General features: G+C 52.8%; 23 protein-coding genes, 1 tRNA gene and 2 pseudogenes. 22 read left to right on the top strand and 4 right to left on the bottom strand.

The genetic code is table 11. The annotated features are described in order from the left end of the window. Positions 1-90 precede the first annotated feature (90 nt). From H8790_RS05250 to H8790_RS05195, 12 genes and pseudogenes are all read left to right on the top strand, one after another. Positions 91-1,881, top strand: a complete 1,791-nt coding sequence (locus H8790_RS05250) for a reverse transcriptase domain-containing protein (RefSeq protein WP_187333873.1) — start codon at positions 91-93, stop codon at positions 1,879-1,881. 117 nt (positions 1,882-1,998) lie between these two features. Next, positions 1,999-2,274 (top strand): annotated as a pseudogene (locus H8790_RS05245) (VirB4-like conjugal transfer ATPase, CD1110 family); the annotation flags it as partial. Beyond that, positions 2,255-3,904, top strand: coding sequence for a C40 family peptidase (locus H8790_RS05240; RefSeq protein ID WP_187333872.1), 1,650 nt, complete (start codon positions 2,255-2,257; stop codon positions 3,902-3,904). The pseudogene H8790_RS05245 and the gene H8790_RS05240, both read left to right, overlap by 20 nt. 12 nt (positions 3,905-3,916) lie before the next feature. Continuing rightward, positions 3,917-4,168: a DUF4315 family protein gene (locus H8790_RS05235; protein WP_187333871.1), complete on the top strand. Its 252-nt coding sequence runs from the start codon at positions 3,917-3,919 to the stop codon at positions 4,166-4,168. Next, positions 4,165-4,884 (top strand): DUF4366 domain-containing protein, encoded by a 720-nt coding sequence (locus tag H8790_RS05230; protein ID WP_187333870.1) that lies wholly within the window; start codon positions 4,165-4,167, stop codon positions 4,882-4,884. The genes H8790_RS05235 and H8790_RS05230 overlap by 4 nt, the downstream gene beginning before the upstream one ends. Beyond that, the gene (locus H8790_RS05225; protein ID WP_187333869.1) at positions 4,881-5,066 is read left to right on the top strand and encodes a hypothetical protein; all 186 of its coding nucleotides are present in this window, start codon (positions 4,881-4,883) and stop codon (positions 5,064-5,066) included. The genes H8790_RS05230 and H8790_RS05225 overlap by 4 nt, the downstream gene beginning before the upstream one ends. Next, positions 5,056-5,406: a cysteine-rich VLP domain-containing protein gene (locus H8790_RS05220; RefSeq protein WP_186878329.1), complete on the top strand. Its 351-nt coding sequence runs from the start codon at positions 5,056-5,058 to the stop codon at positions 5,404-5,406. Before H8790_RS05225 ends, H8790_RS05220 begins: the two co-directional genes overlap by 11 nt. Positions 5,407-5,579: 173 nt before the next feature. Next, on the top strand, positions 5,580-6,536 hold the full coding sequence (locus tag H8790_RS05215) for a hypothetical protein (protein WP_187333868.1): 957 nt from the start codon (positions 5,580-5,582) through the stop codon (positions 6,534-6,536). A gap of 9 nt (positions 6,537-6,545) precedes the next feature. Further along, positions 6,546-7,124: a defense against restriction DarA-related protein gene (locus tag H8790_RS05210; RefSeq protein ID WP_187333867.1), complete on the top strand. Its 579-nt coding sequence runs from the start codon at positions 6,546-6,548 to the stop codon at positions 7,122-7,124. A gap of 10 nt (positions 7,125-7,134) precedes the next feature. Beyond that, on the top strand, positions 7,135-7,308 hold the full coding sequence (locus H8790_RS05205; protein ID WP_187333866.1) for a DUF4316 domain-containing protein: 174 nt from the start codon (positions 7,135-7,137) through the stop codon (positions 7,306-7,308). Beyond that, positions 7,305-7,649 (top strand): plasmid mobilization protein, encoded by a 345-nt coding sequence (locus tag H8790_RS05200; protein ID WP_187333865.1) that lies wholly within the window; start codon positions 7,305-7,307, stop codon positions 7,647-7,649. Before H8790_RS05205 ends, H8790_RS05200 begins: the two co-directional genes overlap by 4 nt. 161 nt (positions 7,650-7,810) lie before the next feature. Then, positions 7,811-8,098 (top strand): CD1845 family protein, encoded by a 288-nt coding sequence (locus H8790_RS05195; RefSeq protein WP_187333864.1) that lies wholly within the window; start codon positions 7,811-7,813, stop codon positions 8,096-8,098. A gap of 104 nt (positions 8,099-8,202) precedes the next feature. Here the strand turns inward: H8790_RS05195 and H8790_RS05190 are convergent, their stop codons facing one another. Further along, positions 8,203-8,664 carry an SMI1/KNR4 family protein gene (locus H8790_RS05190; protein WP_187333863.1) on the bottom strand — a complete coding sequence of 154 codons (462 nt, stop codon included), beginning with the start codon at positions 8,662-8,664 and terminating at the stop codon, positions 8,203-8,205. A gap of 167 nt (positions 8,665-8,831) precedes the next feature. Between H8790_RS05190 and H8790_RS05185 the strand changes: the two genes are divergently transcribed. The 10 genes and pseudogenes from H8790_RS05185 to H8790_RS05145 all read left to right on the top strand — a co-directional run bounded on the left by H8790_RS05185 (position 8,832) and on the right by H8790_RS05145 (position 16,846). After that, entirely contained in the window at positions 8,832-10,196 is a 1,365-nt protein-coding gene (locus tag H8790_RS05185) for a relaxase/mobilization nuclease domain-containing protein (protein WP_404821714.1), read from the top strand. A 326-nt stretch (positions 10,197-10,522) separates the two neighbouring features. Then, positions 10,523-11,056 (top strand): RNA polymerase sigma factor, encoded by a 534-nt coding sequence (locus H8790_RS05180; RefSeq protein WP_187333861.1) that lies wholly within the window; start codon positions 10,523-10,525, stop codon positions 11,054-11,056. A 4-nt stretch (positions 11,057-11,060) separates the two neighbouring features. Then, the gene (locus H8790_RS05175) at positions 11,061-12,005 is read left to right on the top strand and encodes a DUF4367 domain-containing protein (RefSeq protein ID WP_243208574.1); all 945 of its coding nucleotides are present in this window, start codon (positions 11,061-11,063) and stop codon (positions 12,003-12,005) included. 109 nt (positions 12,006-12,114) lie between these two features. Next, positions 12,115-12,432: a hypothetical protein gene (locus H8790_RS05170; RefSeq protein ID WP_187333859.1), complete on the top strand. Its 318-nt coding sequence runs from the start codon at positions 12,115-12,117 to the stop codon at positions 12,430-12,432. A 127-nt stretch (positions 12,433-12,559) separates the two neighbouring features. Further along, positions 12,560-12,940 (top strand): annotated as a pseudogene (locus H8790_RS05165) (zf-HC2 domain-containing protein); the annotation flags it as partial. A gap of 363 nt (positions 12,941-13,303) precedes the next feature. After that, positions 13,304-13,486 (top strand): hypothetical protein, encoded by a 183-nt coding sequence (locus tag H8790_RS05160; RefSeq protein WP_242993955.1) that lies wholly within the window; start codon positions 13,304-13,306, stop codon positions 13,484-13,486. 51 nt (positions 13,487-13,537) lie between these two features. After that, positions 13,538-13,759 (top strand): PF20097 family protein, encoded by a 222-nt coding sequence (locus H8790_RS14065; RefSeq protein ID WP_117541246.1) that lies wholly within the window; start codon positions 13,538-13,540, stop codon positions 13,757-13,759. Between the two features lie 464 nt (positions 13,760-14,223). After that, positions 14,224-14,646 carry an RNA polymerase sigma factor gene (locus tag H8790_RS05155; RefSeq protein ID WP_187333858.1) on the top strand — a complete coding sequence of 141 codons (423 nt, stop codon included), beginning with the start codon at positions 14,224-14,226 and terminating at the stop codon, positions 14,644-14,646. A 284-nt stretch (positions 14,647-14,930) separates the two neighbouring features. After that, positions 14,931-15,149, top strand: a complete 219-nt coding sequence (locus tag H8790_RS05150) for a hypothetical protein (protein ID WP_178869655.1) — start codon at positions 14,931-14,933, stop codon at positions 15,147-15,149. A gap of 71 nt (positions 15,150-15,220) precedes the next feature. Continuing rightward, positions 15,221-16,846 (top strand): recombinase family protein, encoded by a 1,626-nt coding sequence (locus H8790_RS05145; RefSeq protein ID WP_187333857.1) that lies wholly within the window; start codon positions 15,221-15,223, stop codon positions 16,844-16,846. A 92-nt stretch (positions 16,847-16,938) separates the two neighbouring features. Here H8790_RS05145 and H8790_RS05140 read toward each other — a convergent pair. The 3 genes from H8790_RS05140 to H8790_RS05130 all read right to left on the bottom strand — a co-directional run bounded on the left by H8790_RS05140 (position 16,939) and on the right by H8790_RS05130 (position 18,974). Then, positions 16,939-17,014, bottom strand: a tRNA-Ala gene (locus H8790_RS05140). Positions 17,015-17,402: 388 nt separating this feature from the next. After that, positions 17,403-17,780, bottom strand: a complete 378-nt coding sequence (locus H8790_RS05135) for a MerR family transcriptional regulator (protein ID WP_187333856.1) — start codon at positions 17,778-17,780, stop codon at positions 17,403-17,405. 45 nt (positions 17,781-17,825) lie between these two features. Next, the gene (locus tag H8790_RS05130; RefSeq protein WP_187333855.1) at positions 17,826-18,974 is read right to left on the bottom strand and encodes an aldo/keto reductase; all 1,149 of its coding nucleotides are present in this window, start codon (positions 18,972-18,974) and stop codon (positions 17,826-17,828) included. Positions 18,975-19,081 lie beyond the last annotated feature (107 nt).

Raw genomic sequence — 19,081 nt, 5'->3', positions numbered from 1 at the left:
GTAGTCCGAGAGGGATAACGACCCTTACATGGCGAAGGGAGCCAGTTAGTAACATCTAAAATGTAAGAATGAAAGGGAGGAGAAACCTCAATGAAACCAACATCTGAAATTTTAGAGCGTATTGAAAAGTGTTCCAGCGAACACAAAGACGGCGTATTCACAAGACTTTACAGATACTTACTTCGTGAAGATATTTACTACGCCGCCTATCAGAAACTTTATGCAAACAAAGGTGCAACAACACAGGGTATCGACAACGATACCGCAGACGGTTTCAGTGACTTCTATGTAAAAGAGTTAATCCAGTCACTAAAGGACGGAACCTACAAAGCCAATCCTGTAAGGCGTGAGTATATTCCAAAGAAAAACGGAAAGCTCCGTCCGCTGGGTATCCCGTCTTTCCGTGACAAGCTCCTGCAAGAAGTTGTCAGAATGATTTTAGAAGCTATCTATGAACCTGTCTTTGACAGCCACTCCCACGGTTTCAGACCGGGTAAAAGCTGTCATACCGCACTCCGTCAGATTTCTTCTGACTTCACAGGCGTGGTCTGGTTTATCGAGGGCGATATACAAGGTTGTTTTGATAACATCAATCACGAAAAATTGATTGAGATTTTGAGCAGGAAAATCAAGGACAGTCGTTTTCTGAACATCATTCGCCAGTTTTTGAAAGCTGGGTATATCGAGAATTGGAAATACAACGCCACTTACAGCGGTTCCCCGCAGGGTGGTATCTGTTCTCCAATACTTGCAAATATCTATCTGAATGAGCTGGACAAGAAGTTTCGGGAAATCGCAGAACGCTTTGATAAGCCGAGGTCTGCATATCAGACACAGGAATATCATGCGGCAAGCAAAGAATTAAAAAGACTGTCTTATTGGATTGACCATACCGCTGATGAAGCGGCAAGACAAGAACTGATTGACCAGCATAGGGCACAGAAGAAAGCTATGAGAAATCTGCCCTGCAAACCTGCCGACAACAAGAAGTTCACTTTTGTCCGTTATGCGGACGATTGGCTGGCAGGTGTGTGCGGCACAAAAGCGGAATGTGAGGACTTGAAAGCCGAAATCGCTGAATTTCTAAGCACAGAGCTGAAATTAACTCTAAGCGAGGAAAAGACGCTGATAACGCACAGCTCCGAAAAAGTCCGTTTCATTGGATATGATATTTGCGTCCGCAGAAATCAGGAAGTCAAAGGTCACAGAATGAAAAACGGAACGTGGAGAAAATCCCGTACCCTGCACATGAAAGTTGCCCTGTCTGTTCCCCATACGGAAAAGATTGAGAAATTCATGTTTGCAAAGAAAGTCATTCGCCAAAAGGAAAACGGGGAGTTTCAGCCGATACACCGAGCCGGACTTCTCAACCTTGCGGATTATGAGATTGTGGAACAGTACAATGCCGAAGCAAGAGGATTATGCAACTATTACAATCTGGCTTGTGATTATCACACGCTGGACTACTTCTGCTATCTTATGGAGTACAGTTGCTTAAAGACGATTGCTAATAAGCACAAAACCAGTATCCGCAAAATCATTCGCCAGTATAAAGACGGGAAAACATGGTCTGTCCCTTATGAAACTAAAGCAGGAACAAAACGTGTTCGCCCTGTTAAAATCGCAGATTGTAAGCGTGGCGAAGCGAGTGACATCATTTATCAGAGAAAGAAATTCAGCTGGAAAACCACTATTAGACAACGGCTCAATGCCAGAGTTTGTGAACTATGTGGGTGTAAAGAAGCCGATTTGTATGAGGTTCACGTTATACGGAACTTAAACGAATTGGGTAATTCTGATTGGGAAACCGTGATGAAAAAGAAGCGGCGGAAAACGCTTGTTGTTTGTAGCAAGTGCCATGAAAGAATACACAGACACTAATCAATACGTTAATTACTAATGGGGAGCCGGATACTTCGAGAGGAGTAAGTCCGGTTCCGAGGGAGGGTGTAGGAAACCTACCGCCAACGGCGGCAAGGCGCCTTTACCCTACCCTACGACCTGCTGGCCAGCCGTGAGATTGAGAACATTCTGGACAACACGGATTTCATGGTGCTGCTGTCGCAGGCGCAGAGCGACCGTGCGATCTTGGCAAAGCAGCTCGGCATTTCCGAGCATCAGCTCTCCTACATCACGCACTCCAATTCCGGCGAGGGCTTGCTGTTCTATGGGAATGTCACCATCCCGTTTGTAGATCGTTTCCCCCGTGGAGAGATCTATGACCTGCTGACGACCCGCCCGGAGGATCTTGCCCATGAGCGAACAGACGAGTAACCACACTTCGGGACAAAATGTCCCGAAGTCCAAGTTTCGGCGGAAAAGCCGGCAAGAGCAAACGGCGGCGTCCAAGCTGCGGATGGAGCGCCGGGGCGAGAAGCTGGACGCCGCAAGGGAGAAGCTGGCAAAGCAGAAGCCGCCGAAAAAGCCCGGTGCGGTCATGCGTCTTGCCCATACCGCCGGACACGGCGTCCACGGTTTTGTTCATGGCAAGCTCTATGAGGTCGAGCATGAAAATGTCGGCACGGAGGGCGCACACCGTTCCGAGCTGGCGGCAGAGTCCGTGTACCGCTTCGGCAGGCGCAAGCTCCGCAAGGTCATCCGGGAGCACCCGGCAAAGGCGGTGGAGCGTGCCGAAAGCAAGCATATCAAGGCCACGGCGGATTATTACTACCGCAAGACCGTGGAGGAACACCCGGAAATGCAGGAGGGCGGCGCGGTGTCCCGGTATCTGCAAAAGCAGAAGATCAAGCGTCAGTACGCAAAGCAGGCGCGGGAGGCTGCCAGACAGACCGCCAAGGCCGCCGAGGGCACGGCGTCCGTCACGGGCAAGCTGACGGAAAAGGTGTCCGCCTACATCAAGGAACACCCCGGCGGGCTGCTCCTGCTGCTGGCGGCGTTTCTGTTGCTGGTAGTACTGCAATCGTGTATGTCCTCGCTGGTGACGGTGGGCAACGGCGTGGCCGGAGCCATCGGCGCATCCACCTATGCCGCCGAGGACGCTGACCTGCTGGGGGCGGAGGCTACCTACTGCGCTCTGGAGGACGAGCTGCAACGCTACCTCGACACCTACACCCGCACCCACGATTACGACGAATATCATTTTGACCTTGACACCATCGAACACGATCCCTATGTGCTGCTGTCCATCGTCTGCGCGCTCCATGAGGGCGAGTGGACGCTGGACGAGGTGCGGGGGACGCTCCAAATGCTCTTTGACCGCCAGTACATTTTGACCGAGGATGTGGTGGTGGAACGGCGGTATTACTTGGAAACGGACACTTGGACAGACGAGGACGGCAACACCCACAGCGACACCTACCGGGTGTATTACGATTATTACATCTGCACCGTGACGCTGGAAAACTTCAATCTCTCCCATCTGCCCGTTTACATTATGGGCGAGGAAACCCTGTCCCGGTACGCCCTCTATATGGCGACGCTGGGCAACCGCCCCGACCTGTTCCTGTCCTCGCCCTATGTGGGCAAGTACACCAACAAACCCCCGTTGCATGAGATCCCCGAGGACTATCTTGCCGATGAAACCTTTGCCGCCATTCTGAAAGAAGCGGAGAAGTATGTGGGATACCCCTATGTTTGGGGCGGCAGCAGTCCGTCCACATCCTTCGACTGCTCCGGCTTCGTCAGCTATGTTTACAATCAATGTGGCTGGGACTTCGGACGGCTGGGGGCGCAGGGGCTATACAACATCTCCGCACGGACAAGCAGCCCCAAACCCGGCGACTTGGTGTTCTTCACGGGGACTTATGACACGCCGGGGATTTCCCATGTGGGCATCTATGTGGGCGACGGCTGGATGCTTCATTGTGGCGACCCCATCAGCTACGCCAACCTCAACACGAGCTACTGGCAGTCCCATTTCTACGCCTACGGAAAACTATTTTGACAGGAGGTTTTTATGGCTATCTCCAAAAGCGCAAAAATTCAGGCCGAGATCGAAAAGGTCACGGCCAAGATCAACGAGCAGCAGGCACGGCTCAAGGAGCTGGAGCAGAAAAAACTGGAGGCGGAAAACAGTGAGATCGTGGAGATCGTGCGCGGCATGAGCGTTTCGCTCACCGACCTGCCCATGCTGCTCCAGACCATCAAAAGCGGCGGCGCTTTGGGACAGAATGTCTCGAAGTCTGCGGATAAGGAGGACAGTGAATGAACAAGTGGATGAAGAAGCTGACGGCGGCGCTCTGCGCCGCTGTTTTGATGTGCGGCATGGCGGTTACTGCCTACGCCGGGGGCGGTGAGGAATGGGACGGCCTTGCCCCGGTGGAGGCGCTGCCCGCCGAAACCGTTGACCCCGGCGAGGGCTTCATCGAGGATGGCAACCTTGTGACCCGTGACCTGCTCTACGACAAGGCCACCAATAAGCAGTTCATCACGGTGCAGACCAGCGGCGGCAACACCTTTTACATCGTCATTGACTATGACAAGCCCACCGACGAGGACGGCGAGCAGTACCAGACCTACTTTTTGAACATGGTGGACGAGGCCGACCTGCTGGCGGCGATGCAGGCTGCGGGCGGTGAGCTGCCGGAGTGTGCCTGCGCGGACAAATGCGCCGTGGGTGCTATCAACACGGATTGCACCGTCTGCGCCGTGAATATGGGCGAGTGCCAGGGCAAGGCTCCCGAACCTGTGCCTGTGGTAGAGCCGGAGCCTGACCCCGAGCCGGAGCAGCCCAAGAACAGCGGCGGGACGATCCTGCTGGTGCTGGCCGTGGCGGTCATCGGCGGCGTGGCTGGCTGGTATTTCAAGATCTACCGCCCCAAAAAGCAGCAGGCCACCGACGCTGCGGAGGACTACGGCGACGATTACGACGATACCCCGCCTTGGGAGGACGAGGACGAAACGGAAAGTGAGGATGAAGCATGAGATTTACCAACAGTCCCTATGAGGACTTTATGAAAGAAAAGAGCTTCTTCAAGGGTGTTCCGCCCAGCCTGCCGCCCAAAGGCTCCCGCTGTGACGGCTGCTCCTACTGGCGCGGGATCGGCTGCGTGTTCTGCTACCGGGAACAGCTCAAGTCCAAGACAGGGGGCAAAAATGAGCCGTGAACTGACCCGGCAGGAAAAGGCGGCGATCCGCAAGCTGGTGACAAAGTGGTGCGCCAACTACGATAAAGACTATGGCTGCCTGCCGCTGGACTGTCCCTGCTATATGCTGGGCAAGTGCTGGACGGGCGCTTATTGCCGCTATTTCCGTTCGGCGGTGCTGCCCCTTGATCCTGTGCTGGAAAGGTCGTTGACCGTGGAGCGTATCACAGAAACCCGGCCTTGCCCGGTATGCGGCAGGGCATTTCTCCCGGACGGGCGGCAGCGGTACTGCTCCCCGGCCTGTGCCGGGGCTGCCCTACGGGAGCAGAAGCGGGCATATATGCGCCGCAAGCGGAGGTAGTGCGTGGAAAAATAGCCCCGGAAAACGCCCGCATTTACAAGGCTTTTCCGGGGCACTTTTGGGGTGGGCGGTATGTTTTCCGTCCGCCCCTGTTTTTGCAGAAATGCTTTCCACATTCAAGCGCCGGGGCTTTGGGACATTTTGTCCCGAAGTCCCGGCTGAAAGGAGGAATTATGCCTAAATATTATGAGATCAGCGAGGCGGCGGCAAAGCGGGCAAAGGAGATGAACAGCTATTCCGATTATGCCCCCGGCTCGGCCACAGCGGGCTACCGGGCGATGGTGGATGAAGCCTATGCGCTGGCAGAGAAACAAAAGGCGCAGGTCGATCCCATGTACCACGATAAGATCGACGCCCTTGTTGACCGCTACGCCCGCAGGCTGGCGGAAAATCTCAATGAGCGCAACGCCATTGACGCCCGTGTGCCGTCCATTCTAATCACCGGGGGCGGCAATTTCCCCGTGGCGAAAAAGGCCAAGCAGAACGCCGCCCGGGATCGCAACTACGGCGAGTACGCGGAAATTGAAAAGCTGCTGGACAAGATCCGCTCCACAGGCCGGGGCGGTATCAGCGCCGACGATGATCTTGCCGTGGAAAAGCTCATGAAAAAGCTGGAGGGGATGGAGTCTCAGCAGACCATGATGAAGGCGGTCAATGCTTACTACCGCAAGCACAAGACGCTGGAGGGCTGCCCCGAGCTGACGGCGGAGCAGGTAGAAAAGGTCAAGGCGTCCATGTCCCAAGACTGGCGCAAAGACCCCGTTCCGTTTCCGTCCTATCTGCTCACCAACAATAACGCCAATATCCGCCGTGTGCGCCAGCGCATCGAGGAGCTGAGCCACAAGACGGAGTTTGTGGGTTGGACATTCCCCGGTGGCGAGGCCAAGGTCAACGAGGCGGAGAACCGCTTGCAGCTCATTTTTGCGGATAAGCCGGACGCCGACACCCGGCAGGCGCTCAAAAGCGAGGGCTTCAAGTGGGCGCCCAGCCAAGGGGCATGGCAGCGGCAGCTCAACCAGAACGCCATCCGTGCCGCCGCAAGGCTGGACTTCCTGCGCCCGGAGGACGGCAAAAGCCCCTATCAGCTTCAGCCCTTTGCGAAACGGGCGGAGAAAGATGTATCACGGTGAGGAGGGTTTATGGACAAAAACCAAGGCTATGAGATTATCAAGGCCGTCATGCTGGAAAACGGCAGGGGCTTTGCGCTGGGGCATCATCCTACCGCTCCCTCGCCCTATGTCACATGGGCTTGCTATGATGACAAGGACGGCCAGCGGCAGTATGAATGGGGGCATTACGGCAGCGACCGTGCCGCTTTGGAACAGGACTTTGCGGCGCGGGTGCAGGAGTATCAGCGCCTTTACAATGTCGGTGTCAAGCAGACCGAGGCCCCCGGCCTTTACAAGTATTACTCCACCCAGCGCCCCGTGGACATTGGGACATTCCCCAAGCCGCCCCGCAACGCCCCGGACGAAATTGTCAACTACGATCAGCGCGTCCCGGTTGAAAACGGATCGTTTCTGGCGTGGGGGCATTTGACCTACACACGGCCATTGACAAAACGGCAGGCGTCTGACTATGAGCTACGGCCTGCGCCCGACAATCCCGACAGACCCCGCTCGATCCGGGAACAGATGAAAACCGCCGCAAAACAGGCCGAGGCTGACCGTGGGCAATCCGTCCAAAAGAAAAATACCCCTGACCGGGGCGACAGATAGGAGGATATTTATGGAGCAGGAACATAATCCCAACAAGAACGCCGAGCTTGCGATGGAGCAGAATTATAATCAGATCGACGGTATCATCAATAATCTGCCTGTACCGCCCACGGCAGAAAAGCCGCTGGACAAGGTGCGGGAACACCCGCCCAAGCGCCGCAGCCGGGAGCGTGAGGAGCGGTGACGAAAAAGCGGCGGCGCTCTGTCCATCTTCATGTGATGGTGACGCCAGAGGAGCAGGCGTTGATCGCTGACCGCATGGCCGAGGCCGGGATTTCCAACATGGGAGCCTACATGCGGAAAATGGCACTCAACGGCTATGTTCTCCATGTTGACCTCTCGGACATCTGGGAGCTGGTAGCTTTGCAGCGGCGGTGTGCCAACAACCTAAACCAAGTGGCCGTCCATGCCAACACCTACGGTATCTATCCCTCGGAGATCACAGCGCTCCAAAAGGACTATGCCGCCCTTTGGGAGCCGCTGTCCGAGCTGCTGAAAAAGCTATCGGCTGTGGTGAGCCTATGATTTGTCGGGGAGCGGCCTTGTGCCGTTCCCCCGCTTTCACGACTTCGGGACATTTTGTCCCAAGGTGGTGAAAGCTCGACATCCTTGTGTGCCTATTTTCCCAGCGGTATAATATGGGTAGAAGGACAAACCAACCCGATTTTTTAATGGAGGTAGCTACTATGATCGTTCTCAAAATCCTTGCCGCCCCCGTGATGGTGGCGCTGTCCCTGCTGGCCGCTATGGTCACATTTCTATTCTGCGTGGCGTCCGCCGTGTGTGAGCTGGGCTGCATCGTGCTGACGCTGCTCTCCCTGATCCTGTTCATCGGCGGGCAGACGGTGGGCGGGATCGCGTTCCTCGTCCTTGCGTTCCTCGTTTCTCCCTTTGGCGTTCCCGCCATCGCTGAGTGGCTGGTGGACAAGCTGCACTCGGCCAAGTTCACCCTGCGGGATTTCATCACCGGCTGATACTTCGGGACAAAATGTCCCAAAGCTGAAACGACTGCGGCTGATTTCAGCCGCAGTCTTGATTATATAGTGTTTATCTTGGCGAAATGGAAGTTGCTGGATTATTAAATCTCACCGTTACAATATCGCACGATTAGTTCCTTTATGTTGTTGGCAACAGGTTTCCAACAACAGCGATCCCCAATGTTTTCATGTTCCCAGATATAAATTACGCTCGTATCAGCCGTCCCATTTGGGCAAACACGGTAACAATAATAATCGCCGCACCCATTCGTTGCGAAGAATATGAACCTATCCACTCGTTCCTGATATTCTTCTTTGCTATAATCTTCCTCAAAAAGTGGGAGGAATATCTCTCGATTCAGCTTTACATTCTCAATTATTTCTTCAGCCGATAAAAAGAGCCACTTATCACCATTCATTTCCCTTAGTAGATTTTTTAACTCTTCGGGAAACGAGTATCCTACAACTTTTTCTGCTTCGGATATTACGGCCTCAGAGCAAGGCGGTTGAACTTTCACCCACTCATTTCCTTTGGAAAGCTCTAAAACTAATTCTCTATACATTTACGAAGTCCTCCGTCAAGTCTCTATTGTAAAGTATCTCCGCAGTTATACTGATACAAGTATAACAGATTATCTATGACTATTCAATGATGAAAGGAGGGCTGCCTACGGCCACGACCTACTACAAGAAGCACAAAATCAGCAAGGGCGAAACCATCGCGCAGTCCTTGAAAGAGCGGTTTGACTATGGGCAAAACCCGGACAAGACCGAGGGCGGCGAATTGATCTCGTCCTACGGCTGCGACCACATGACCGCCGATGCCGAGTTCCTATTAAGCAAGGCCAAGTACAAAGCCGCCACAGGCCGGGAGCAGCGGCGGGACGCGGATGTGCTATGCTATCAGATCCGCCAGTCGTTCAAGCCCGGTGAGATCACGCCGGAGGAGGCAAACCGTATCGGCTATGAAACGGCGATGCGCTGGACAAAGGGCAAGTACGCCTTTTTCGTTGCTACCCACACGGACAAGGCACACATCCATAATCACATTTATTATAACTCGACCTCGCTGGACTGCACCCGGAAGTTCCGGGACTTCATCGGCTCTGGCCGTGCGGTGCGGCGGCTCTCTGACCGCATCTGCCTTGAAAATGAGCTGTCCGTCATCACTAACCCCAAGCTGCACAGCAAGGGGCGCTTTCTCCATTATGGGGCATGGCTGGGGGCGGAGCGGCAGTCCTCGTACAAGGAGCAGCTACGGCTTGCCATCAATGAAGCTCTTGCCAAACGCCCCGCCGAATTTGACGCTTTCCTCCGGCTCATGGAGGCGTCCGGCTACACGGTCAAGCATGGGCGCGGCGGTACGATTTCTTTTCTTGTTCCGGGGCAGGAGCGGGCAACCCGGCTTCGAGCGTCTACCCTCGGGGACGGCTACGATCCCGAGGACATCAAGGCCGTCATCGCCGGGGAGCGCCCACTCCCGGAGCAGCCTGTTCCTGCGCCTGCCGCCCCTCGCCGTGTCAATCTGATCGTGGATATACAGGAGCGCCTGCGCTCTGGCAAGGGGGCTGCCTATGCGCGGTGGGCAAAGGTCTATAACCTTAAACAGATGGCGGCGGCACTTCAATTCATGCAGGAGCAGAATATCACCGAGTATGACCAGCTCTCCGCCAAGGCCGAGGATGCCGTTTCCCGTTTTCATGCCCTGACCGAACAGCTCCGGCGGACGGAGGCTGACCTCTCCGCAACATCCGAGCTGATGGGAGCCGTGGTGCGGTACGCCAAGACCCGCCCCATCTTTGACGGGTACAAGGCTGCCAAGTACAGCCGAAAATACCTTGCCGAGCATGAGGTGGAGCTGGCGGACTACCGGGCGGCCAAGGCTACGATGGGAGAGCTGCTGGGTGGTGAGAAACTGCCTAAGATGGCAGAGCTAAAAGAAAAACGCCGCCAACTGGCGGCGCGGAAAAAGGCGCTCTATACCGAGTACCGCTCGGCGCAGGAGGAAATGCGGCAGGCCGTGGCGGTCAAGGCCAACATCGACCATCTGCTGGGCGTCACAGACGGCCAGCACAAAAAGGAACAGGAGCGATAGCGAACGGTGACGCAGACAAATTACTTTGGGACATTTTGTCCCAAAGCCGGGTTTGGGGAGGCTCCCCAACAAGCGTTTTTGCAGCCCGCCGGGATGCAAAAATAGCAAGTGTGGCTACACTTGCCCTGCTTGCCGTTAGTGCGTCCCCCGGAAACCCCACGAAAAACAGAGGCGGTGTCATCGGCTTGGCTCGTTTTCCCCTCTTTTCCGTAGGATTATTCTGTGGTATAATTTGAAATATCGTGCCGTGAGAAAAACACTTGTGTAAGTGCGTTTTCCTGCCCGATAAAGATAGGCTACAACGAATTACCCACGAGGAACCTATTATGATGATACTCCTATTTGGCGTTTTGAATGATGAACAGCGGGCGCTGGTAGAGCGGATATTCCATGAGCATCGTGTCCACTTCCAGCGCATTTCTTTCAAAATCGTAAAATCAGAAGAAGCCGCAGAAGATGTTGTGTCCACCGCATTTGTAAAGATTATGGACAATATCGAAAAAATTTCTGAATTACCCTGTCCCCAAATGACCGCTTTCTGCGTTACCATAGTGAAAAACGCTTCTATTGATGTGCTGCGTCATTCCCAGCAAAGCGTTCACCTTGACCGCTGGGACTGCGTTTCGGATGAAAACTCCGATGACCTCACAGACGAGTGTATTCACAATGCCGATGTGCATAAGCTGACCGAGTTGATAGACCGGCTCGACCCTGATGATCGGCGCTTTGTCTATCTTCGGTACGCCGAGGAAATGGGATACAAAGAGATCGGAGAGCTGCTGAACATTTCCGAGGATGCCGCTAAAAAGCGCGGACAGCGGCTCGTCAAGAAGCTCAGAAAACTGTATGAGGGAGGGTAATACTATGGATATGAGTTGGCAGGCTTTGCTTCAAGAAGCGGCGGCGACCAGCTTTGAAAAGACCGCAGACACCCTCGCGGCTGCTGAGAATGGCAGCTGTGCTTGTGTTGATTTGCACCAACAGCAGATCCATGAGTTGAGCAAGAAAATCTTGTTGCTGCCCTATCAAGGGATCGTCCTGCTGTTGAGCAGATATTGTTTCCGCTTGTCCCCGGAGGAGACAGAAATGTTTTTCCATTTGGAAAATGCCAAGGGGTGCTTTCGTTTTTACAAAGAACTGCTATCTTCAAGTATGGGTGTTGAGGCAGGTCACATGATTTCCGATGATACTTTCGGGAAAGCCTGCCACATTGCCTTAAAGGATTATTTGCACAACGAACTTGAAGCAGATGCGGATGACAAAGCGGCAGGAAACAGCCGGACACATATTGCGTTCAGAAAGGTTTGGAAAACCGTTGCGGTTGCGGCCATCACTTTGACCTTGCTGTTCTCGACCTGCATGGTGGCAAACGCCCAATTCCGGGAACGAGTCATCTCATGGGTGGTTGAAACCTTTGAAAAATACAGTATTTTTGAATTGCACGGTGACGAGTTGGACGAGCCGCAGGACTTGACCGAGTATCAGGCTGGCTATCTCCCGGACGGAGCAATTTTGCAGGATACGACTAAGCAGCCGAATACGGAACCGGGGGTTGTCATCCGTAAATATGCTATTAGCGAGTCTGAGTTTTTTGATATTGTAATTACTCAGTCAGACAATCGGGTTTATTTCGATACCGAAAATACGGAGATAGAGCCGTTTGATAAAGACGGGGTAACAGGCTACTTCTTCCAGAAGGATGATACGAGCTATATTTGCTTTGAGTGGGACGGCTGCTTCTTCTCGGTTTATGGCTCTATTGATACGGACGAGTTGGTAAAGATCGCCGCAGGCATTACGAAAAAATAATTCAAAAAATATTGTCCCCTTTTTCCTCCTTGTGCGTTATATAGGTGATACCCCAATAACAAACAAGGAGGATTCCATTTATGACGAATCTGGAACGGAGTGTGACTGCATGAAAAAGAACACAAAAATACTTATTTTTGTAATTGCAATAGTAGTGGTGATAGGCATTTTTGCATGGGGCAATCTGCACCACAAAAACATTGATAGTCTACCCTCGTTGGAACAGGTATCAAATATGGAAGATGAAGCCCAGCTAAACAGCTATATAACTGATTTTACCAAGCAAGAGCTAACGGCTGCTTGGGGTGAGCCAACTGAAAGTAGCAGTATGGAGGATGTTTGGTATATCAATGAAAACACAAAACTGGTCATCAACTATCATAACAATGATGACCACGCAGTTATTTGTTCTATCGTGAGAAATTGATAGGGAGTGTGGTCGTTCAATGAAAAAAATAGCTAAATACAAAAAGGAGCATGAAATGAAGAAGATAACCGCCTTAATCTTTGCGCTGATCCTAACGCTGGGGCTTGTTGGCTGTAACGGAAAAACGGTCAATATCGACTTCCCGTTTGAGGTTGAAGATGTCGAAAGCGTTGAAATGTACCACTACGACGGAGTGCCCGCATCAGCAGAAAAGAAAGTAGTCGTTGCTGAAAGTGATATAAAGACCCTGTATGATATGTTCAAGGGCTTATCCCTAAAAGACAAAACGGCTGAGGAAACTGCTGGAGCGGATGTGACCAGCTTTAGATTTAACCTTTCAGACGGGACAAGTTACGATTTGATTTACGCCTGCTATGGAGCTAAAAACGGCAATTTGAAATCAGAATCAGGCGATTTTGAGTATTTCACGAGTGCGGATATTGGCTCTTATTGGAACAATTTGAATAACGAACTTGAAGCAACTCCCGTCAATGAGAGTGAACTGCCAGGAGAAGAAAGCACTTCTCAAAATGATATTCTACAAATTGGGATACGCAAGGCAACCGCAGGCGTATATGATGAAGAAGGCTTAAAATTCACATGGAGCGTTGAAAATATCGGCGATTATTCGGTGAGCTTTGATAAGAATATGATTGCCCAAATTGTTCTCAACGGAGAGGATTACGCCTTTGAAACCGAAGCCGTTACATTAGAGCCGGGTGAAGCCTATTCCGTCGATATTAGTATCCCGTATCCTGTTGCACGGCAGAACGGAACAAATAATGTGAAAATCACAGCAACAACGGGTGATACAACGGCAACCTATAAAGAGTCGTTTACTCATTGATGAAAGTAAAAAGGAGATATTATTATGTACATCACATCTATTGTTTTTACGCTGATAGCGTGGGGAGCCGGACTGCTTCTGGATGCAAATATTCATTTCGGTGATCCGCAAGGCTTTTTGTGCTTGCGGGTGCTGCTGCCCGTTTTGGCTATGGGACTTTGCCTGTTGCGGGCAATTAAAGAGAATAAGCGCGACGGAGATAAATGAAACAGAACGCGTGCGATTTACGCCTTTGAAAGATGGAAGGGGAAAGAGTTTATGAAGTGTCCTTATTGTGAAAAAGAAATGACATTGGGTTATATCCAATGTCGGGATGGCGTGTATTGGACATTGAAGAAGCAGCTTGTTGCATCACTTTCTTCTTTGGGCAAGGGAAGCACTTGCCTTTCCAATGGCGCAGCGGATAATTCCAACACCGTATTTGCGTTCAAGTGCGAAGATTGCAAAAAAATCATTATTGACTATTCGAGTGAAAGATAACTATTCAGCGTATAAATCCGAACACATGAAACCGCCATTCGATGACGATTTTGCGTGCTAAAATCAACCGGCGGTTTTGAAATATCATATTTCAAGCCGCCGTTTTCCTGTTGAAAAATTGGATCAACGGAGGGTGTGGTAAAGTCGCCCTTTTTTAAGGATACGGCGGTATCCAAGGAGGTATCGCCGTGTCCTTTTCCTTTATTGATAGTGCATTTGATCTATACTGGCTAAAAAAAGCGCACTTCCACCGTCGGGGCTATACGACTGTGGATGCGAAATCTGTCAGTTTGTAAGTGAAAATGTTGTTTCGTGCGCCCGCATAGCGTCATGCTGTGCGGGCGTTTTTATATGCCTGCACCTTGGGACAATTTGTCCCAAAGCAGCCAGCCCCGGCTGCCGATCCCCGCCGTTCCTCCGTTCTGTTCACCCACCCACACATGAACCGAATGGAGGAAATACAAATGACGACCATCAACCTGAAGGACTTTTACGCTTGGTACACCCATGATGAATACATCGAAGTTTCCGACGAAGTGGCCGCCGAGCTGAAGGCGGACAAGCTGTATGAAGCAGCCCATCAGCGGCGCACGACCCGCAATAAGGCGCAGTATTCCCTCGACTGTGACGATGGGATCGAATACTCAGCCTGCCTGCATGAGCCGACGCCGCAGGAGCTTCTGGATCGTATGGAGTTGTTCGTCCACCTGTGGAACGCCCTCAACTCTCTGCCGGAGGTGCAGGGCGTCCGGGTGGAGGCGCATCTGATCCTCGGCAAGAGCTACCGCCAGATCGCCCGGGAGCAGGGCGTGGACAAGAGCGCCGTTCGCCATTCCGTCAAAAGCGGCAAGGCGGCTATGAGAAAATATTTGAAAAAATTTCTGTAAAGGTATCTCCATTTGCCCGATTTTTGTCCTTGGTATATGAGAGGTAGTTTTCACTTCTCCGCAGCAAAGTAGTTGATGCTCCGTCACGGATCGTCGCTGTCCGCTGTGAGGGAGCGTCGCATTGAATATGAGCTGTCTTATGACAGGCCAACAGGAGCGGGTGCGGCGCTCCCGCCTTTCAAAAACACCTTGGGACATTTCGTCCCAAGGTCATAAGCCGCAGGCCAGTGCTTTTATGAGGCGCTGGCCTTTCCCTGTTGCCGAGAATTGAAAAGGAGGTCTTTATGCAGCAGAGAAAACAACATACCGCATTTGCTGTGGATGGCTACGCCATCACCGCCAGCTTTGCAGACTGCAAAAATGCGGCAGCGCTCCATCATGTAAAGCAGATTTTACTATCTTCCTTTGCCAACAATACGGCAAAAAATAGCTCCGGCGACATCCTTGCAATCCCTCCCGAACAGAGGGATAATAATAGTGGGGGTAGTCCCTATGTACCTTGAAAACTTCATATTCCCCGCGTATTGATTGCGTTTTTTCATTGACCCATCGACAAATGAAAGGACGGATCAATATGATAGAAAACAGAATGATGACAAGTAATCGGGTTGATTGCCTATACCGCGTGTCCACCAATAAGCAGGTGGACTACAATGACAAAAGCCAAGCCGACATTCCCATGCAGCGCAGAGAGTGCCATCGCTTCTGTGAAAAAATGGGATGGACGATTGTTCACGAGGAGCAGGAGGACGGCGTGTCCGGGCATAAAGTTAGAGCCGAAAACCGGGACAAGCTGCAAATCATCAAGGAACGAGCCAAACAGGGAAAATTCGATATTCTGCTTGTGTTCATGTTTGACCGTATCGGGCGTATCGCTGACGAAACGCCTTTCGTGGTGGAATGGTTTGTTAAGAACGGCATCCGGGTCTGGAGTACGCAGGAGGGTGAGCAGCGTTTTGATAATCACACGGACAAGCTCACCAACTACATCCGCTTTTGGCAGGCTGACGGTGAAAGCGAAAAAACTTCAATACGCACAAAAACCGCTCTCGGCCAGCTCGTCGAGGACGGCGGTTTCAAGGGCGGTCTTGCTCCTTATGGATATGGCCTTGTAAAGAGTGGGCGCTTCAATAAACGCAAGCACGAGGTTTTTGAACTGGCTGTCAACGAGGCCGAGGCCGCTGTGGTACGGATCATCTTTGACAAATATGTGCATGAGGGTTTCGGCGCTCAACGGATCGCCACCTACTTAAATAATCTTGGCTATCGGGCGAGAACGGGTAAAATGTGGCATCACGCCAGCGTCCGGGGTATCATTTGCAATCTGACATATACCGGGGTGCTTCGCAGCGGCGAAAGCCGCTCCCAAACGCTGCCCCATTTGCAGATCATAGCGCCGGAGCTGTTTGAGGCCGCACAGCACATTCGTACCTCCCGCGCCAACTCCGCCGAACAGGAACGGCGTGTACCGCTGAATACCCGTGGCCAGTCCTTGCTGGCCGGGAATGTCTTTTGCGGGCATTGTGGCTCCCGGCTGGCGCTCACCACCAACGGCAAGGCTTATCCGTGCAAGGAAGATGCTCACCGCATTGTAAAGCGTGTGCGGTATATCTGCTACGGCAAGACCCGCAAACAAACCGAGTGTGACGGGCAGACTGGCTACACAGCGCATATTCTTGACGGTATCATTGACAAGGTGGTGCGGCAGATCTTTGAACGGATGAAAGCGATCCCCAAAAGTGAAATCGTCAATATCCGTTATCGTGAAAAGATGGAAGAACGGAAGGCACTTCTCAAAAGTGCAAAATCAGACTACGCCAAGGCCGCCGCCGAGCTTGATACGCTCCGGGCAGAGGTCATTAAATCTCTCCGGGGCGAAAGTGCTTTTTCGCAGGATTTGCTTGGTTCTTTGATTTCTGACTGTGAGACAAAATGTCTCGAAGTTCAGCACACTATGGAGGCGGCGCAGGCGGCCTACGACGAGGGACAGGCCATGCTGGACGCCTTAAACGCTCAGTATGACGATATTATTTCATGGGCGGATATGTACGACAGCGCCAGCACGGAGTCAAAGAAAATGATTGTGAGCTGCTTGATCCGGCGTGTGGAGGTGTATCGGGACTATCGGCTGCATATCGACTTCAACATTGACTTTGAGCAGTTCAGCGCTGGACTGGACATTTCGGCAATCGCCGCATAAAAAAAGCCCGCTTCAAAAGGGAAGCGGACATAAAACAAAAAACTTGCTTTTTTCAAAGCAAGCATTTATTAAGAATACTCAGCGCACCCGATTGGTGGAGATAAGCGGGATCGAACCGCTGACCTCTTGACTGCCAGTCAAGCGCTCTCCCAGCTGAGCTATACCCCCATGTAAGGGGTGCGCTGAGTAATTTCTTATTCAATTAGTGCGGGGGTTGTTTACCGCTTCAACCGGGCTCCCAGCTGAGCTATACCCCCAGATGTCTGTGCGTCTTTCGCGCTCAGAACAGTGCTTAGTATAGCATTGGTTTCGCCCCGTGTCAACACTTTTTTCAAAAAATTTTAACCAGGGCGGTCGGTGCGGAATCTGGATAAGCGAGCTATGTCTCTATCAAAACAACAGAAAACAGGGCTGTCGATTACCTTCCAAAAAGAACCGGCGCTTCACGTACAGTATTTTTATGAGCGCGGACTACGATCAATCATGGCGGCGGGATTGAACCGCCGTGCCAAGACAGCAAAGAGGCTGGTAAACGTTTGGTTTACCAGCCTCTTTCTCATCGCTTCAAAAGCTTCTCTTTCACCATTAGGCCCTGCTCATAGAGGTCGATCTTCTCGTTGAGCCGGTCCAGCGACGCCTGCATATCCGCCATGCGGGAGATCAGACGGTTCCGCTGATCCATCAGCAGCGCTTTGCGGGCATCGATGGTCTCATCCCCCTGTCGGAACAGCGCCACATATTCAATCAGCGCCTCAATCTGCACTCCAGCGGCGCGCATGCACTTCATCAGCTCCACCCATCCACAGGAGTCCTCGTCATAGTCCCGGATGCCGCTTTCATTTCGCGGCACCGGCGGGATGAGGCCAATGCGCTCATAATAGCGCAGGGTATCCGCCGACAGGCCATACTGTTTGCTCACCTCGGCAATTGTCATGGGAAGGGCCTCCTTTTATATTTTTTCAGCGTGCGCATAGAATTTTTATGAGCCGAATACCGACGACGCCTCCCTCATGTTTTCCATGGCGCTCACGCCAAAGGGGCAGCGCCGCTCGCAGGCTCCACATCGGATGCACTCCCCGGCGGCGTGGGGCAGGGCCCTATAGTGTTCACGCACCGTCTCCGGAACCGCGCCCTGGGCCTTGGCCAGGTTCAGGAATTTTGTCACCGTGGCCACGTCAATGCCTTTGGGGCAGGGCGCGCAGTGGCCGCAGTACATACAGTGCCCCTCCCACCTGATGCGGGGGAACGAGGCAAACGCGGCTGCATAGTCCTTTTCCTCCTCCGAGGCAGTCTCATAGGCCAGGGATGCGCGCAGATCCTCCAGGCTCCGGGCCCCGGACATCACGCAGGCCACCGCCGGACGGGTCAGGGCGTAGTGAATGCACTGAACGGGAGTCAGCGCAGCCCCGGCGGGCGAGAGGTTGGCATCCAGCAGGTCGCCGCCGCCAAAGGCCTTCATCACCGTAATCCCCACTCCCAGCCGCTGGCAGGCCTCATACAGCCGCACACGCTCCGGATTCATATTGGTCAGCTGCGCCGAGTAGCTGTCCTCCAGCCACAGGGTTTCGCAGTTTTCATCACCGGGCAGCAGATCGTAACAGGGGTTGACGCTGAACATCAGCACATCGACAAGCCCGCTTTCCACCGCCGTTAGGGCGGCATCCGGATTGTGGCTGCTGACGCCGATGCAGCGGATGTGCCCGGCGGCCTTCTGCTCCAGGGCATAACGCATCACGGGCCCTTCGGCGATCTCCCCCCACAGCTGACGGGAATCCACATAGTGGATCATGCCGATGTCCACGTAATCGGTGTTCAAGTGATTGAGCATGGTTTCAAAGGCACCCCGCACCTCCTCTATTTTTCGTGTGGCCCTGTACTGGCCATCCTGCCAGATCGTGCAGAGGTGGGCCTGCAGGATAAACCGTTCTCTCCGTTCGTGGATGGCCTTCCCCACCCGCCGCTGTACGTCGGGGTTGGGGCTGTATAAATCCATGCAGTTGACGCCGCTGTCCAGGGCAAGGCGGAACATCTCACGGGCAAACTCGTCACCCTGCTGCACAAATCCCTCGCAGCCAAGGGCGATCTCGCTGACCTGAAGGCCGGTCCGGCCCAGTGTGCGGTAACGCATATGTATCGGCTCCTCTCAAGCATTTTTTCCAGTATAGCGCCTGGAGTCCACTCCAAGTCAAGCCTTTTCATTCTGCTCGGCGTTCTTTTTTAAATTTTTCTTCTATT

Source organism: Oscillibacter hominis (assembly GCF_014334055.1).
Taxonomy (GTDB): domain Bacteria; phylum Bacillota; class Clostridia; order Oscillospirales; family Oscillospiraceae; genus Oscillibacter; species Oscillibacter hominis.
The sequence above is the reverse complement of the archived record's forward strand: the minus strand, read 5'-3'. Positions and strand labels throughout refer to the sequence as shown.

What these genes read in the sequence shown, in the direction of transcription:
- H8790_RS05250 (WP_187333873.1), top strand. Translation starts at nt 91, where the DNA reads ATGAAACCAACATCTGAAATTTTAGAGCGTATTGAAAAGTGTTCCAGC.
- H8790_RS05240 (WP_187333872.1), top strand. Translation starts at nt 2,255, where the DNA reads ATGAGCGAACAGACGAGTAACCACACTTCGGGACAAAATGTCCCGAAG.
- H8790_RS05235 (WP_187333871.1), top strand. Translation starts at nt 3,917, where the DNA reads ATGGCTATCTCCAAAAGCGCAAAAATTCAGGCCGAGATCGAAAAGGTC.
- H8790_RS05230 (WP_187333870.1), top strand. Translation starts at nt 4,165, where the DNA reads ATGAACAAGTGGATGAAGAAGCTGACGGCGGCGCTCTGCGCCGCTGTT.
- H8790_RS05225 (WP_187333869.1), top strand. Translation starts at nt 4,881, where the DNA reads ATGAGATTTACCAACAGTCCCTATGAGGACTTTATGAAAGAAAAGAGC.
- H8790_RS05220 (WP_186878329.1), top strand. Translation starts at nt 5,056, where the DNA reads ATGAGCCGTGAACTGACCCGGCAGGAAAAGGCGGCGATCCGCAAGCTG.
- H8790_RS05215 (WP_187333868.1), top strand. Translation starts at nt 5,580, where the DNA reads ATGCCTAAATATTATGAGATCAGCGAGGCGGCGGCAAAGCGGGCAAAG.
- H8790_RS05210 (WP_187333867.1), top strand. Translation starts at nt 6,546, where the DNA reads ATGGACAAAAACCAAGGCTATGAGATTATCAAGGCCGTCATGCTGGAA.
- H8790_RS05205 (WP_187333866.1), top strand. Translation starts at nt 7,135, where the DNA reads ATGGAGCAGGAACATAATCCCAACAAGAACGCCGAGCTTGCGATGGAG.
- H8790_RS05195 (WP_187333864.1), top strand. Translation starts at nt 7,811, where the DNA reads ATGATCGTTCTCAAAATCCTTGCCGCCCCCGTGATGGTGGCGCTGTCC.
- H8790_RS05190 (WP_187333863.1), bottom strand. Translation starts at nt 8,664, where the DNA reads ATGTATAGAGAATTAGTTTTAGAGCTTTCCAAAGGAAATGAGTGGGTG.
- H8790_RS05180 (WP_187333861.1), top strand. Translation starts at nt 10,523, where the DNA reads ATGATGATACTCCTATTTGGCGTTTTGAATGATGAACAGCGGGCGCTG.
- H8790_RS05175 (WP_243208574.1), top strand. Translation starts at nt 11,061, where the DNA reads ATGGATATGAGTTGGCAGGCTTTGCTTCAAGAAGCGGCGGCGACCAGC.
- H8790_RS05170 (WP_187333859.1), top strand. Translation starts at nt 12,115, where the DNA reads ATGAAAAAGAACACAAAAATACTTATTTTTGTAATTGCAATAGTAGTG.
- H8790_RS05160 (WP_242993955.1), top strand. Translation starts at nt 13,304, where the DNA reads ATGTACATCACATCTATTGTTTTTACGCTGATAGCGTGGGGAGCCGGA.
- H8790_RS14065 (WP_117541246.1), top strand. Translation starts at nt 13,538, where the DNA reads ATGAAGTGTCCTTATTGTGAAAAAGAAATGACATTGGGTTATATCCAA.
- H8790_RS05155 (WP_187333858.1), top strand. Translation starts at nt 14,224, where the DNA reads ATGACGACCATCAACCTGAAGGACTTTTACGCTTGGTACACCCATGAT.
- H8790_RS05150 (WP_178869655.1), top strand. Translation starts at nt 14,931, where the DNA reads ATGCAGCAGAGAAAACAACATACCGCATTTGCTGTGGATGGCTACGCC.
- H8790_RS05145 (WP_187333857.1), top strand. Translation starts at nt 15,221, where the DNA reads ATGATAGAAAACAGAATGATGACAAGTAATCGGGTTGATTGCCTATAC.
- H8790_RS05135 (WP_187333856.1), bottom strand. Translation starts at nt 17,780, where the DNA reads ATGACAATTGCCGAGGTGAGCAAACAGTATGGCCTGTCGGCGGATACC.
- H8790_RS05130 (WP_187333855.1), bottom strand. Translation starts at nt 18,974, where the DNA reads ATGCGTTACCGCACACTGGGCCGGACCGGCCTTCAGGTCAGCGAGATC.